The sequence below is a fragment of the Desulfurella amilsii genome (genome assembly GCF_002119425.1).
In the GTDB taxonomy this organism is placed as follows: domain Bacteria; phylum Campylobacterota_A; class Desulfurellia; order Desulfurellales; family Desulfurellaceae; genus Desulfurella; species Desulfurella amilsii.
In genome coordinates this window covers 783,064-797,375 of the sequence record NZ_MDSU01000018.1, presented here as the reverse complement: position 1 = coordinate 797,375, position 14,312 = coordinate 783,064, and the positions used below count along the sequence as shown (strand labels likewise).

The 14,312-nt window shown below is 34.5% G+C and carries 14 protein-coding genes; 11 read left to right on the top strand and 3 right to left on the bottom strand.

The features are described 5' to 3' along the window. Positions 1-32 precede the first annotated feature (32 nt). The 11 genes from DESAMIL20_RS07555 (at position 33) to DESAMIL20_RS07505 (ending at position 12,093) form a co-directional block, all read left to right on the top strand. Complete coding sequence (locus DESAMIL20_RS07555; protein WP_086034228.1) at positions 33-1,391, top strand: FAD-binding oxidoreductase; 1,359 nt, start codon at positions 33-35, stop codon at positions 1,389-1,391. Then, on the top strand, positions 1,391-2,650 hold the full coding sequence (locus tag DESAMIL20_RS07550) for a (Fe-S)-binding protein (RefSeq protein ID WP_086034227.1): 1,260 nt from the start codon (positions 1,391-1,393) through the stop codon (positions 2,648-2,650). The genes DESAMIL20_RS07555 and DESAMIL20_RS07550 overlap by 1 nt, the downstream gene beginning before the upstream one ends. A gap of 1 nt (position 2,651) precedes the next feature. Continuing rightward, a complete protein-coding gene (gene galU, locus DESAMIL20_RS07545; protein WP_086034226.1) occupies positions 2,652-3,521 on the top strand; it encodes a UTP--glucose-1-phosphate uridylyltransferase GalU in 870 nt (289 codons plus the stop codon). Beyond that, on the top strand, positions 3,514-4,770 hold the full coding sequence (gene serS, locus DESAMIL20_RS07540) for a serine--tRNA ligase (protein ID WP_086034225.1): 1,257 nt from the start codon (positions 3,514-3,516) through the stop codon (positions 4,768-4,770). The genes galU and serS overlap by 8 nt, the downstream gene beginning before the upstream one ends. Beyond that, the gene (pgeF, locus tag DESAMIL20_RS07535) at positions 4,767-5,480 is read left to right on the top strand and encodes a peptidoglycan editing factor PgeF (RefSeq protein WP_086034224.1); all 714 of its coding nucleotides are present in this window, start codon (positions 4,767-4,769) and stop codon (positions 5,478-5,480) included. Before serS ends, pgeF begins: the two co-directional genes overlap by 4 nt. A 6-nt stretch (positions 5,481-5,486) precedes the next feature. Beyond that, complete coding sequence (locus DESAMIL20_RS07530; RefSeq protein WP_086034223.1) at positions 5,487-6,179, top strand: zinc dependent phospholipase C family protein; 693 nt, start codon at positions 5,487-5,489, stop codon at positions 6,177-6,179. 44 nt (positions 6,180-6,223) lie between these two features. Further along, the gene (gene rho, locus DESAMIL20_RS07525; protein ID WP_086034736.1) at positions 6,224-7,468 is read left to right on the top strand and encodes a transcription termination factor Rho; all 1,245 of its coding nucleotides are present in this window, start codon (positions 6,224-6,226) and stop codon (positions 7,466-7,468) included. A gap of 29 nt (positions 7,469-7,497) precedes the next feature. Next, positions 7,498-8,382 (top strand): tRNA dihydrouridine synthase, encoded by an 885-nt coding sequence (locus DESAMIL20_RS07520; protein ID WP_158090555.1) that lies wholly within the window; start codon positions 7,498-7,500, stop codon positions 8,380-8,382. A gap of 77 nt (positions 8,383-8,459) precedes the next feature. Continuing rightward, positions 8,460-10,004: an acyl-CoA carboxylase subunit beta gene (locus DESAMIL20_RS07515; RefSeq protein ID WP_086034221.1), complete on the top strand. Its 1,545-nt coding sequence runs from the start codon at positions 8,460-8,462 to the stop codon at positions 10,002-10,004. A gap of 8 nt (positions 10,005-10,012) precedes the next feature. Further along, entirely contained in the window at positions 10,013-11,566 is a 1,554-nt protein-coding gene (accC, locus tag DESAMIL20_RS07510; RefSeq protein WP_086034220.1) for an acetyl-CoA carboxylase biotin carboxylase subunit, read from the top strand. A gap of 20 nt (positions 11,567-11,586) precedes the next feature. After that, positions 11,587-12,093: an acyl-CoA carboxylase biotin carboxyl carrier protein subunit gene (locus tag DESAMIL20_RS07505; protein WP_086034219.1), complete on the top strand. Its 507-nt coding sequence runs from the start codon at positions 11,587-11,589 to the stop codon at positions 12,091-12,093. Positions 12,094-12,133: 40 nt separating this feature from the next. On the opposite strand, the gene dtd is transcribed toward DESAMIL20_RS07505, so the two are convergent. From dtd to DESAMIL20_RS07490, 3 genes are read right to left on the bottom strand one after another with little or no spacing between them, the layout of a single operon-like run. After that, positions 12,134-12,571: a D-aminoacyl-tRNA deacylase gene (gene dtd / locus DESAMIL20_RS07500; RefSeq protein WP_086034218.1), complete on the bottom strand. Its 438-nt coding sequence runs from the start codon at positions 12,569-12,571 to the stop codon at positions 12,134-12,136. Beyond that, positions 12,546-13,034 (bottom strand): hypothetical protein, encoded by a 489-nt coding sequence (locus DESAMIL20_RS07495; RefSeq protein ID WP_086034217.1) that lies wholly within the window; start codon positions 13,032-13,034, stop codon positions 12,546-12,548. The genes dtd and DESAMIL20_RS07495 overlap by 26 nt, the downstream gene beginning before the upstream one ends. After that, a complete protein-coding gene (locus DESAMIL20_RS07490; protein WP_086034216.1) occupies positions 13,035-14,309 on the bottom strand; it encodes an ABC transporter ATP-binding protein in 1,275 nt (424 codons plus the stop codon). Positions 14,310-14,312 lie beyond the last annotated feature (3 nt).

The window sequence follows — 14,312 nt, the reverse complement described above, 5'->3', positions numbered from 1 at the left end:
TTTTGACAACCTTATTATAGATTAAGCGTATTATGAAATTTGATTATTTAAAAGATTTATTAAAAGAGCGTTTTTTGGACGAGAAAATCGATAGATTACAATATGCCTATGATGCAACACAAAAAATTTATCTGCCAGATTGTGTAGTACTGCCAAAAACTACTCAAGAAGTATCAAGGATACTAAGCTTCGCAAACCAAAATAAGGTACCTGTGGTAGCAAAAGGTTGTGCCAGCGGTTTTAGCGGTGGTGCATTAAATGTGGCAGGTGGCATTGCGCTTTCAATGGAACTTATGAATAATATCCTAGAGATAGATTTAGATAACTTAATTGCTACAGTGGAACCTGGTGTTGTAAATTATGATTTACAATTAGCTCTAAAACCTCACGGCTTGTTTTTCCCACCGGATCCATCAAGCTGGAAATTTTCTTCAATAGGTGGTAATATTGCAGAAAACGCAGGTGGGCCAAAAGCGGTCAAATATGGTGTTACAAAAGATTGGGTTTTGGGCTTAGAAGTGGTTTTGGCGGATGGTTCTATTATCAATGTAGGCTCAAAAAATGTCAAAGATGTAGCAGGTTATAACTTAGCTCAACTGTTTATAGGTAGCGAAGGTACGCTTTGCGTTATAACAAAAGCCCTTTTAAAGCTTCACCCACTAGCCCAAGCAAGCCAAACAATGCAGGCTACTTTTAACGATATGGAGTTAGCTGCAAAAACTGTTAGTGACATAATAAAAAACAAGATTATACCAAGCTCATTAGAATTTGTTGACCATCAAGCAATACTTACCGTAGAAAATTCCATGAAAGCGGGACTTCCTACAGATGCTGATGCAATTTTGATTATAGAGGTAGAAGGCTCTGTGTTTCAGATAAAAGAGGATTTAGAAAAAATCGAACAAATATGTATTAAAAATGGGGCAAGAGTCAAAATAGCGCATTCTATAGAAGAAGAAGAGAGCATTTGGCTTGCAAGAAGATCAATTTCACCTACGCTAAAGCGTATAGCAGATGGTAAGCTAAATGAAGACATTGTTGTACCAAGATCTAAAATTGCTGAAATGATCAAAAAAACTCAAGAAATTGCGAAAAAATATAGTGTAATGATAGTCAATTTTGGTCATGCAGGTGATGGTAATATTCACACAAATATTATGTACAACACTAAAGATAAGGATGAGGAAGAAATGGCATTCAAAGCTATGGATGAAGTGTTTAATGAGTGTTTGAAGCTGGGTGGGTCTATAAGCGGCGAGCATGGCATTGGCATCACAAAGCAAGATTACCTAGAGCGTCAAGTAGGGAAAAGGACTGTTGAATTATACAAACAGATAAAGTTAACCTTTGACCCAAACAATATACTAAATCCTCATAAAATGAAGCTATAATGGATGAAAGATTAAAAAAAGAGTGGGAATCATGCGTTAAATGTGGGCTGTGTCGTAGTGTGTGCCCAGTGTTTAGAGAACTGCGCCAAGAGCCCTTTGTAGCTCGTGGTCATATTAGTTTACTAAGTGACTTTATAAAGGGAAACTTTGACTTTGATAGCGAAAAATCAAAAGATTACCTGTATAAATGCTTGCTTTGCACAACGTGCGTGGAAGCTTGCCCTAATGATTCTGGCACAGACATAATTGTTGAGCTGGCAAGAAGGCGCATTGTAGAGCTACATGGTTTAGCACTTTACAAAAAAGTAATGGCAAAGATTTTACTAAATAGAAATCTTATGGATTTAAGTGCTCTAAGTGCAAATGTGCTTTCATTATTTTTGTTTAACAAGAATGTTAATACGTCAAGGCAGTCAGCTAGCCTAAGAATTAAATTGCCTTTTTTTGATAAAGATAGACTGATTCCTCCCCTTGCGCCAAAAACTTTTTATAACAAATATAAAAGTTATGGTGAAAACCCAAGAATATCAATATTTCCTGGTTGTTTGATAAACTATACGTACGTAAAAATTGGTGATGCTTTTATAAACATATTGCATAAATTAAACATTGGCTATATAGTAGAAAAAAAAGCAAGTTGTTGTGGCGCACCTATTTACTTTAGTGGCAACTTTGACGATGCAAGAATTCTTGCCAAAAGAAACATTGATTTGTTTTACGATCAAAGTATTGATTATTTAGTAGTTCTAGAGCCAACTTGCGCTAGTATGATGAAGTTTGACTATTCAAAGTTATTTATGTATTTTGATGACGAAGAATATGTACAAAAAGCCTTAAAATTGGCCGAAAAAATTATTGACCCCGTAAAATACCTATACGACAATACAAACATAGAAGAAAAACTAAAAGATACAGGCTTAACAGTTACGTACCATGATCCGTGTCATTTAAAGCGTACTCAAAAAGTCAAAAACGAACCTCGTGATTTAATAAAGCGCGCTGCACATTTTACAGAAATGAAAGAAGCTGATCGCTGTTGCGGAAATGGCGGTACATTTAGTATAGACTATAGAGATTTATCATTAAAAATTGCATCAAGAAAGATTGATAATATATTAAACACAAAAGCTCAAGTTTTAGTAACTGGCTGTAGTGCTTGCATTATGCAATTATCCGAAGCTTTGCATATAGCAGGTCATGATGAGGTAAAGACACTTCATACACTTGAGTTGATTAATCAGTCGCTAAAAGGAGGATAATATGTCTAAAATAAGAAAAGCAGTGTTTCCCGTTGCTGGTTTTGGAACACGTTTTTTACCCGTCACTAAGTCTTCGCCCAAAGAAATGTTGCCTTTAGTGGATAAACCTCTAATCCACTATGGCGTAAAAGAAGCAGTTGATGCAGGAATTGAGCAAGTAATACTTATTACAGGAAGAGGTAAGCGTGCTATTGAGGACTACTTTGATATATCGTTTGAGTTGGAGTTTCATTTGAAAATAAACAATAAAGAAGAATTAATCGAAGAAATGCGCTCAATAAGCAATATGGCTGATTTTGTATATATGAGGCAAGAAGAGCCAAAAGGTTTAGGTCATGCGATTTTGAGAGCAAAAGATGTGGTTGGCAATGAGCCGTTTGTTGTTATTTTACCAGATGATGTAATTGTAAATGAAAAAGGTGCAATTATGCAGTTGATGGAAGTTTATAATAAGTACAATTGCTCTGTGCTTGGTCTTGAGCTGGTTGATCACAAAGAAACTGATAAATACGGTATAGTAGGTGGTATAAAGTTTGAAGAAAATATTTATAAGCTTGATCAGTTTATAGAAAAACCAAAACCAGATGAAGCGCCAAGTGATATTGCAATCATTGGTAGATATATCTTTACACCAAAAATTTTTGAAGCATTACAGAAAATACCTTTTGGTAAAAATAACGAGTTGCAATTAACAGATGCTATAAAGTTTTTGTCCGCAAAAGAAGCAATATACGGCAAATTAATAGAAGGCAAAAGGTTTGATTGTGGTTCGAAATTAGGTTTTCTTAAGGCAACAGTCGAATTTTCCCTGCAGGATGAGTCCATTTCAGAAGAATTTAAACAATATTTAATAGAGGTTGTAAATGCTTGATGTAAATATTTTAAGGCAAAATGTCCAATTAATTGAAGATACACTAAAGCGCAGAAACAATACAAATATAGACTTAAATAGGCTAATTCAGCTTGACGAAGAGATTAGAAAAATCAAAGCAAAAATAGATTCTCTTTTGCACACAAGAAAAATAATCTCCAAAGAAATAGGCTCCATTAAAGCTAAAAAAGGCGATTCAAAAGAGCTTGAATCAAAAACAAAAGAACTCTCAGTGCAGATTGGGAACTTAGATGACAATTTATTAAAAAAGCAAGATGAATTTTTATCGATATGGCTTTTGATGCCCAATTTAGTTGATAGCTCTGTGGTTTATGGGAAAGATGAGAGTGAAAATGTTGAAATAAGAAGGGTGGGAGAACCCAAAGCATATGAGTTTGCAATAAAAGCCCACGATGAAATTGCAAAAAGTTTGGATATTTTGGATTTTGATAGGGCTGCTAGGGTATCTGGCAGTAGGTTTGTTTATTATAAAAGTCAAGGTGCAAGACTGGAGCGCGCTTTAATAAATTTTATGCTTGACTTGCACACAAAAAATGGCTATACAGAGATGTTTGTGCCATACATCGTAAACGAGGATAGTTTAATTGGTACAGGACAATTTCCGAAATTTAGAGAAGAGGCTTATAATGTGGAGGAACAATTTTTAATTCCCACAGCAGAGGTGCCTTTGGTAAATTTTCACAGGGAAGAAATATTGGATGAATCAATGCTTCCTCTCAAATATGTAGCCTACAGTGCTTGTTTTAGAAAAGAAGCAGGTAGCTACGGCAAGGATGTGCGTGGCATAATCAGGCAACACCAGTTTAATAAGGTTGAGCTTGTACAGTTTACAAAACCACAAGATTCTTTTGATGCTTTAGAAGATTTAATAAATCAAGCTGAGCTTGTACTAAAGGAATTAGGTTTGCCATACCGGGTTGTTATGCTTTGCAGTGGTGATTTGGGTTTTGCAAGTGTAAAAACGTATGATTTAGAAGTGTGGTTTCCGTCACAAAAGCGTTACCGTGAGATTTCTTCTTGCTCAAATACACTTGATTTTCAAGCAAGAAGGGCTAAAATAAAAGTGAAAAGTAGTAAGACAAATTACTTTCCGCATACCTTAAATGGCTCAGGCGTGGCTGTAGGTAGATGCTTTGCAGCAATCTTAGAAAATTACCAAACAAGAGATGGAAATGTTAAAATACCAGAAAAACTGGTTCCCTATTATGGTAGTGAGTGGCTAATATGATTTATGAAGATGAAAGATTTAGACAATTTGATGCAAGGTGCGTTTTTTTTGATAGAAATGGTGGTGTAAGTCCAAAGCCATTTGATTCTTTAAATGTAAGTGTATCTGCAGGTGATTCTCTCGAAAATGTTAAAAAAAACATAGAAATTATTAAAAGTAGGCTTAATGTAGCTGAAATTGCTATGTTAAATCAAATTCACTCTGATAAAATTGTTGAGTATAAAGGTACTGTTACAGACGCGGATGGTTTTTTTACTGATAAAAAAGGTGTTTTTTTGTCAATAAAGTTTGCAGACTGTTGTCCTGTAATCTTTATGGATGTGAAAAATAAGATTATTGCAAGCGTTCATAGCGGTTGGCGCGGTGCGTATTTAAAAATTTCTCAAAAAATATTAGAAAAGCTGTATATTTTTGGGTCCAAGAGTGAGGATATTATTGTAACACTAGGTCCACATATTTGCCAAAATTGTTATGAGGTAAAAGATGATGTTGCCTCTGATTTTGACGAAAAATTTATTAAAACGAAAGGAAATCAAAAGTTCTTATCTTTAAGTGAATCTATAATTGACTCTTTACTAGAGAAAGGTTTAAATATTAAAAATATTTATGATATGCAAATCTGCACTTACGAGAATGAAGAATTTTTTTCTTACAGAAGGAACAAGCTTACAGGCCGCAATATCGGCGGTGTTTTTTTGCTTGATAATTAACAAAAAATGTATAAAATACAAAATAAACTTATGATGATTTTCTTAGTTTGTTTCATCTTTTTGCTTATACCACACATGGCTTATGCATGGGGTCCCGGCGTGCATACGCTTATATCTTTTAATTTGCTTGATGAGATAAAAGCGTATGGGAGCGTTTTTTACCCTGTTGTATCTAATAATTTTTGGGAATTTTTATACGGAAGTTTGGCACCCGATTTTATGGTAGCAAAAAAATTTGTATCAAAGAAAAATAACTCTCACAACTTTGATTTTGCAAATAATCTCGTTGAGGGTGCAAAAAGCGAAAAAGAATTATCATTTGCGATTGGGTATTTATCTCATTTAGCTTCTGATAAAATAATGCACGAAGTTTTTTTGAGTGATTACAATGTAGTCAACTCACTTGAGCACATGAGCTTAGAGTTGCTATCGGATGCTTATTATGCCGATTACTTGAATGTGGTATCATTTGTCTTAAAAAGAAAGAGCGCACTTGATAAACCACTAAAAGCTAATCTTGGTTTAGTTATTAATACTTTTATTGGCAAAAATATATTGAGATTATCAACAAGAAACGTTATTTCTTCTATATCAAAAAGCATAGCTTTAAATAATTTGAAAATCGATAAAAGCATAGTGGATGGTTATATAAAAGCTTCATTAAAATTAAGCAAAGAGCGTATTACTAAATTGAAATAACATTACAAAATAAATAAGGAGGATATTAAAATTGCATGATGGATATTAATATTGAGGATTTGAAGAAAAAGAAACTTGTAGAGTTAATTGAAATTGCAAAAGCTCTAGAAATAGCAATAGCAAGCAAGAAAAAAGAACAGTTGATTTTTGAGATCACGAAGAGGTTGTCAGAAAAAGAAGGGGTAAGTTATGGTGAGGGTGTATTAGAAATTTTACCTGATGGTTTTGGTTTTTTAAGATCGCAAAAAAACAATTATTTGCCATCTCAAAATGATATATACGTGTCGCCAAGTCAGATTAAAAGATTTGCTCTAAGAACGGGTGATTTTATTTCTGGTCAGATAAGAGAACCAAAAGACAACGAAAAGTACAGGGCTCTTTTAAGGGTTGAAGCCGTAGAATTCGAAGATCCAGAACACATGAAAGAGCGCGATTACTTTGATAACTTAACACCGCTATATCCAATGGATAGGATAAAACTTGAAGTTACAAAAGATAATATTGCTATGCGAGTAATGGATTTAATCGCGCCAATAGGCAAAGGTCAAAGAGGCTTGATTGTTGCTCCCCCAAGGACGGGTAAAACTGTACTTTTACAAAATATTGCAAATAGTATATCGCAAAATCATCCAGAAGTTGTTATGATGGTATTGCTAATTGATGAAAGGCCTGAGGAAGTTACGGATATGGCGCGCTCTGTTAAAGCCGATGTAATCAGCTCTACATTTGATGAGCCACCAGATAGACATATACAGGTAGCGGAGATTGTTTTAGAGAGAGCAAAAAGGCTTGTTGAGCGGAAGCTTGATGTGGTAATTTTGCTTGATTCGATAACTAGACTTGCAAGGGCATATAACGCTGTTATTCCTCCAAGTGGTAAGGTTTTATCAGGTGGTTTAGACTCTAATGCTCTTCAAAAACCAAAAAGATTCTTTGGTGCAGCACGAAATATAGAAGAAGGTGGTAGCCTAACTATCATTGCAACAGCACTCATCGATACCGGATCAAGAATGGATGATGTTATATTTGAAGAGTTTAAAGGCACAGGTAATATGGAGTTGCATTTAGATAGAAATTTATCCGATAGGCGTATTTTCCCTGCAATTGATGTAACAAGAAGCGGGACAAGAAAAGAAGAGTTGCTTATACCAAAAGAAGATTTAAACCGATTGTGGATACTAAGAAAAGTTCTTATGGAAATGAATGATGTGGATGCTATGGCATTTTTACTTGAAAAGCTTTCAAAAACGCAAAGCAATAAAGGTTTTGTAGAATCTATGAATAAATGACTTTTAATTCTTGCTATTTTTTAGCTCCAATGGCATCTTATACAGATAAACCATTTAGAAAAATAGCAAGTGAGTATGGAGCTGGTTTTACTGTTAGCGAGCTTATCTCCATCAACTCTATTTGTTACAACAACCCCAAAGCTTTTTTCCTAGCTAATAGAAACAACAATGAAGTACCTTTTGCTATCCAGCTTTTTGGCTATGAGATAGATCTGTTTGTCAAAGCAGCGCAAAAAATTGAGTCTATGTGTGATATGATTGATATTAATGCGGGATGCCCCGTACCTAAAGTTATAAAGGCAAAAGCAGGGGCATATTTGCTCAAAGAAAAAAAGCATTTGATTAGCATCGTAGAATTATTAAAAAATCACATAAAAAAGCCCTTAAGTGTAAAATTGAGAATGGGTTTTGATTCAGATAACATAAATGATATACAGTTTTATAAGGATTTAGAAAATGCCGGTTGTGATATGATAACAATACATGCTCGTTTAAGAAGTGGTTTTTATAGCTCAAGTGTTGACTATGAACATATAGCAAATGTTTGTGATAAACTTTCAATACCCGTTGTGGCAAATGGTGACATTGATTCTTACGAAAAACTAAAAGAAGTTAAAAGAATTACTGGTTGCAAATATTTCATGATAGGTCAAGCTGCTTTAAAAAAACCTTATATATTTGAAGATTTAATAAACAAACAGGATAGTATAAGAAGCATTGAATACACTAAAGCTATTATGATAAGACATTTTAATTTAATGATCGAAGAGTATGGAGAATATGCTTACAGGTTGTTTAGAAAATTTGCGCATAAGTATTTGAGTGGCTACAAGAATGCAAAGTTAATTAATTCTTATATAAATAATTGCAAAAATACCCAAGAAGTTCTAAATATTATTAACTCTATAAAATAAATAAGCAAAAATCTTGACAAAATTTAATAAACTTAGTATACATTAGGAAGATTGTATATTCTTTATAGGAGGAGTAAATGAAAGATAAGCTAAAGGAATTCAAAGAAAAAGAGCTGGAAGCAGAAATTGCTGGTGGTCTGCAAAGAATTGAAAAGCAGCACACTCAAGGCAAATTAACAGCACGAGAACGACTTAATTTACTGTTAGATGAGGGTAGTTTTGTTGAGCTAGATAAGTTTGTTGTGCATAGATGCACAGATTTTGGCATGGAAAAACAAAAAATATACGGTGATGGTGTAGTTACTGGTTATGGCACAATTGATGGCAGGTTGGTTTATGTTTTTAGCCAGGATTTTACAGTTTTTGGTGGTTCTTTATCTAGCATGCATGCAAAAAAAATATGCAAAATCATGGATTTAGCTGCTAAGACTGGAGCACCCGTGATTGGTTTAAACGATTCTGGTGGCGCAAGGATCCAGGAAGGCGTAGAATCATTAGGTGGCTATGCTGATATATTTTTAAGAAATACACTGTTTTCTGGTGTTGTACCACAAATTTCTGTTATTATGGGCCCAACGGCAGGTGGTGCTGTATATTCACCTGCTGTAACGGATTTTACAATAATGGTAAAGAATACAAGTTTTATGTTTATTACCGGCCCAGATGTCATAGAAGCAGTAACTGGTGAAAAGATCACAAAAGAAGAGCTTGGTGGTGCTGAAGCCCACACAACAAAAACGCAAGTTGCTCACTTTGCTGCAGAAAATGACGAAGATGCATTGATGTTGGTTAGAGAATTATTACAGTTTATACCGCAAAACAATATGGAAGATCCCCCATTTGTTCCTACAGACGATCCAATAAATAGACAGGAAGAGTCTATTTATGATCTTATACCTTCAGACCCAAACAAACCGTATAATATGAAAGATCTTATTAAAAAGGTTGTTGATGGAAATTATTTTTTTGAGATACAGGAAAATTTCGCAAAAAATATTATAGTCGGTTTTGCAAGACTAGGTGGTAGAAGCGTTGGTATTGTTGCAAACCAGCCTATGTATTTTGCAGGTGCACTAGACTATAAATCGGCGATAAAAGCTGCAAGGTTTGTTAGATTTTGCGATGCGTTTAATATTCCAATCATTACTTTTGAAGATCAGCCAGGCTATATGCCAGGTGTTGCGCAAGAGCACAATGGCGTTATTATTCATGGCGCAAAGCTACTTTATGCATATGCTGAAGCTACTGTGCCAAAGATTACATTGATTGTCAGAAAAGCTTATGGCGGAGCCTATGATGTGTTGGGTTCAAAGCACTTTAGGGCAGATATAAATTATGCCTACCCAATAGCAGAAATTGCTGTTATGGGTCCAGATGGCGCTGTTAATATATTATTTAGGAGAGAGATTCAGGAAGCAGAAAATCCTGTAGAAAAAAAAGCTGAAATTGTTAGAATGTATAGAGAAAAATTTGCAAACCCATACATCGCAGCTTCTCTTGGTTACATCGATGAAATTATTGATCCAGCTCAGACTAGACAAAAACTTATCCAGGCTTTGGAGTTAACTAAAAATAAAAGAGAATCAAACCCACCTAAAAAACATGGCAACATTCCACTATAGGAGGAAAAATGGTTAGTTATAAGAAATTTAAAAAAGTACTGATTGCAAATAGAGGCGAGATAGCCGTTAGGGCATGTAGGGCATGTAGGGAGATGGGTATCACAACAGTAGCAGTCTACTCCGAAGTGGACAGAAATGCTTTACATGTTAGATATGCAGATGAAGCATACTATATTGGTCCTGCTCCTGCTGCTGATAGTTATTTAAGAATTGATAAAATCATAGAAGTAGCGCTTAAAAGTAACTGTGATGCAGTTCATCCAGGATACGGTTTTTTGGCAGAAAATTCTGAATTTGTAAATGCATGCAATAAAAACAATATTACATTTATAGGTCCAAATACACAGTCAATGTATATACTTGGTGATAAAACACGCGCAAGGCAAAAAATGTCACAAGCCGGTGTACCTATTGTGCCAGGTATGAAAGATCCAGTGAAAGACTTAAATGATGCTTTAAGAATTTCAGACGAGATAGGATACCCTATTATGTTTAAAGCTTCAGGTGGTGGCGGCGGGAAAGGCATGAGACTTATAAACTCAAAAGATGAATTTAAGGCAATGTATGATTTAGCCAAAGGTGAAGCATTGAATGCATTTGGTGATGATAGGATGTATATAGAAAAAGCAATAGAAAAACCTAGACATGTTGAGGTTCAAATTGCGCGCGATAAATACGGCACAGGTATACATTTATTCGAAAGAGAATGTTCGATTCAGAGAAGACATCAAAAAGTTATAGAAGAGTCCCCCTCAATGGCAATAAACAACGAAGTAAGGCATAAAATGGGAGAAGCTGCCGTTAGGGCAGTTGCAGCTGCAGATTATGATAGTGTAGGCACAGTTGAATTTTTAGTAGATAAGGATATGAATTTTTATTTTCTTGAAGTAAACACAAGAGTCCAGGTGGAACATCCTGTAACCGAACTTGTTACAGGCATTGATATAGTAAAATTGCAAATTGGCATAGCAGAAGGAAAGCCTTTGCCAATAAAGCAAGAGGAGATAAAACAATATGGCCACGCAATTGAATGTAGAATTTATGCCGAAGATCCGGATAAAAACTTTATGCCTTCCCCTGGTATTATTGAAGGTTTAAGGTTGCCTGGTGGCCCTGGTGTGAGGGTAGATACAGGTGTTTATGAAGGCGCAGAAATACCTATTTATTATGACCCAATGGCTGCAAAATTGCTTACTTGGGCAAAGGATAGAAATGCAGCAATAGCCAGAATGCAGAGGGCTTTGAGCGAATTTATTGTAAAAGGTATTAAAACGACCATTCCATTTCATCAAAAAGTGCTTAGAAATCAAGATTTTATCGATGGTAACATAAGCACGGATTTTGTTGATAAAGAAGTTTTAGAAAAACTACAACCACGAGAGGGCTCTTCTGTAGCTGCAATTGCGGCTGCTGCTATCGCAGAGCGCTTAAGAGAAAAATCACTTGAGAACAAACTTTTAATATTCAAAGAAACATGCGGCGCAGGAAGTCCTTGGAAAGAGGCAGGCAAAAGGACTGCAATGCTGGGTTTGAGTTTAGGTGATATTTATAAGACCTCTTAAAAAAAATTAAGGAGAAACGTATGGCTTATTTAGTAAAAATGGATGATGTTGAATACAAAGTGCTTGTTAAAGAGCTTGAAGCTAATAAATTTGAAGTTCACATAGATGATAAATCTTATGTGGTAGATGCAAGGTTAACAGAAGGTAGTGTTTATTCTTTGCTAATAAACAATGAGTCTTTTGAAGCAGATATTGATTATAAAGGTGAAAATAACTATCATGTATTAACAGAAGGTGACTTGTTTAAAATAAATGTTATAGATGAAATGAAAGCAAAATTGTTACAGCGCAGAGGCGGTGGTGCTGTGGAAGGCAAACAAGTATTAAAGTCAGAGATGCCAGGTAGAGTAATTAGCGTTAAAGTGGCTGTTGGTGATAGTGTGCAAGAAGGCGATATACTACTCATACTTGAGGCAATGAAAATGCAAAACGAAATTAAGGCACCAAAGAGTGGCGAAGTAAAAGAGCTGTTTGTGAAAGAAGGAGAAAATATAGCCGCTGATTCAAAATTAGTTGTAATTGAGTAAGTTGATGCATTTTGGGCTCTAAACCAAATTTAGAGCCCATTTAGTTTTCAAGCATTATTGTAACAGGGCCGTCATTTGTTAACTCTATCCTCATAGAAGCTCCAAAGATTCCAGTGCGTATTTCTATATTGTTGTTTTTGAATTGTTCGATCATTTCGTTATAAAATTCTATGGCTTTATTTGGCTCCATTGCCTCAAAGAAAGACGGCCTATTGCCTTTTTTTGTATCTGCTGCAAGTGTAAATTGACTAACAAGCATTATAGAGCCATTGATATCTTTAAGCGAGAAGTTAAATTTTTTATTATTGTCTTCAAAAATCCTTAAATTAATGATTTTTTTTACCATTAATTCTATGTTTTGCCTTGTGTCATTTACACAAAAACAAACAAGCACTAATAAACCTTTATCTATTTGCGAGTATAGCTTATTTTCAATGTAAACTTTAGCATAGCTAACGCGCTGTAGTAAACACTTCATTCAAACCTACCTTTAATTTTTTTCCTAAATATTTTTCTAATTCTAATACCAAGTTATTTATATCATCAATGTGGTTTCTATATACACCGTTATCAACCAATATTTTTTCTACAAAGTTTTTTATGCAAACTTTGACATCATCTTTTTCTAGCGATTTAACTGTTTTGACGATAAAATTATAATCAATATCAATTTGACTTGCAACATCTATAACAAAAAAAGCCCCCACCAACTTTTCTTTTGTGTTTAATTGTTCAAATTTTTCTACTAGATTAAATTTGCGTACAATGTACAAATTTTTTTTATTTGGCTCTACAAGTTCAAAGTTAAATATATAAAGCAAGCTTATTTGCTTTTTACCATAAATAACTGCATCTATTTTACCCTCGGGCGTTATAATTTTGACAAAATTAATACTCTGAAAGTTTGTTTTTTTAACAATTATGCCGTTTTCGTTTACCATTTATTGCAAACTTGCCTCTTCTGTTTCACTATCGTAGGCTAATAAATCTGCAAACCTTGTCCAGCTAATAAAAGTTTTGAAAACTTTCTCTGGGTCTTCTTGAGGCAATCTACTGCTAATTTCATTGATAATATCTTCTTTGTATAAAAATCCTTTCTCTGAATTTTTAACCATATCAGAAAGATGCCTAACTAATCTCAAATCAAGGATCTCTTTTTTCCAAATCTGTTTGCGCTGTTCGATATCAGACTCAATGAATCTCCTACCAATTGTTGTAAATACAATGCTTCTTCTTGGTGTATCGACAAAATCTAGCAACTCAGCAGCTTTTGTAATTTTTATTATATCACCAAATTCTCTGTTTAGTTCAACAGCTATGTGAAATATATCGTCATATCCACCATGTGAGTCTAAAAATTCCAACAAACCAACAATTTCTCCTGGTGATGCATCAGGCAAAGCTTCAAAAAAGTTTTCTTTTTGCTGTGTTTCAATGCTTTCTGGTATATCAGGTAGGTCGCTTGCTGTAATAATATCATGTATATAGTCTACCATATTTAAAAAATCAATGCTTCTATAATCCCTGGGTCTTGGAAGTTTGTTTTCTATAATAGTTTTGATTTGTGTAGGTTTACCGCCAAGTACAATGATTTTGTCACTCAAGTATACAACTTCTTTGATGTCATGACTTACGATAAGGATAGATTTAGGATTTTCTGTTAATTGCCAAATATCTATCAATTCTGACCTTAAAGATTCTGCGACAAGCGTATCTACATGACTAAATGGTTCATCCATAAGCAATAACTCTGGTTGGACAGCTAAAGCTCTTGCTACGCCAACCCTTTGTTGCATGCCACCGGATAGTTCTTTTGGATAGGCTTCTTCAAAACCCCCAAGCCCAGTGATCTTTATAACTGTATCAGTATGTTTTTCAATTTCGTTTTTGCTTAAATTTAAAGGTTTTAGGGCTAATTTTATATTTTCTTCAACATTTAGCCACGGAAGTAGAGCAAAATTTTGAAAAACCATTGAAACATTTGGGTTGATATTATCTATTAATTTTCCCTTATAAAACACACTCCCTCTAGATGGTTTTAAAATACCACAAATCATACGTAATAATGTAGACTTGCCAGACCCAGATGGGCCTAAGATTGATACAACCTCATTTTCGTATATCTGAAAGCTAATATTACTTAGCACTTCTAGCGATTTTTTTGTTGACAGACTAAAACTTTGTGAAACGTTTTTTGCACTGCAAATAATATCCATTTT

Excerpts from the sequence above, each read along its gene's own strand:
- DESAMIL20_RS07555 (WP_086034228.1), top strand. The coding sequence starts at position 33 with ATGAAATTTGATTATTTAAAAGATTTATTAAAAGAGCGTTTTTTGGAC.
- DESAMIL20_RS07550 (WP_086034227.1), top strand. The coding sequence starts at position 1,391 with ATGGATGAAAGATTAAAAAAAGAGTGGGAATCATGCGTTAAATGTGGG.
- galU (WP_086034226.1), top strand. The coding sequence starts at position 2,652 with ATGTCTAAAATAAGAAAAGCAGTGTTTCCCGTTGCTGGTTTTGGAACA.
- serS (WP_086034225.1), top strand. The coding sequence starts at position 3,514 with ATGCTTGATGTAAATATTTTAAGGCAAAATGTCCAATTAATTGAAGAT.
- pgeF (WP_086034224.1), top strand. The coding sequence starts at position 4,767 with ATGATTTATGAAGATGAAAGATTTAGACAATTTGATGCAAGGTGCGTT.
- DESAMIL20_RS07530 (WP_086034223.1), top strand. The coding sequence starts at position 5,487 with ATGTATAAAATACAAAATAAACTTATGATGATTTTCTTAGTTTGTTTC.
- DESAMIL20_RS07520 (WP_158090555.1), top strand. The coding sequence starts at position 7,498 with ATGGCATCTTATACAGATAAACCATTTAGAAAAATAGCAAGTGAGTAT.
- DESAMIL20_RS07515 (WP_086034221.1), top strand. The coding sequence starts at position 8,460 with ATGAAAGATAAGCTAAAGGAATTCAAAGAAAAAGAGCTGGAAGCAGAA.
- accC (WP_086034220.1), top strand. The coding sequence starts at position 10,013 with ATGGTTAGTTATAAGAAATTTAAAAAAGTACTGATTGCAAATAGAGGC.
- DESAMIL20_RS07505 (WP_086034219.1), top strand. The coding sequence starts at position 11,587 with ATGGCTTATTTAGTAAAAATGGATGATGTTGAATACAAAGTGCTTGTT.
- dtd (WP_086034218.1), bottom strand. The coding sequence starts at position 12,571 with ATGAAGTGTTTACTACAGCGCGTTAGCTATGCTAAAGTTTACATTGAA.
- DESAMIL20_RS07495 (WP_086034217.1), bottom strand. The coding sequence starts at position 13,034 with ATGGTAAACGAAAACGGCATAATTGTTAAAAAAACAAACTTTCAGAGT.
- DESAMIL20_RS07490 (WP_086034216.1), bottom strand. The coding sequence starts at position 14,309 with ATGGATATTATTTGCAGTGCAAAAAACGTTTCACAAAGTTTTAGTCTG.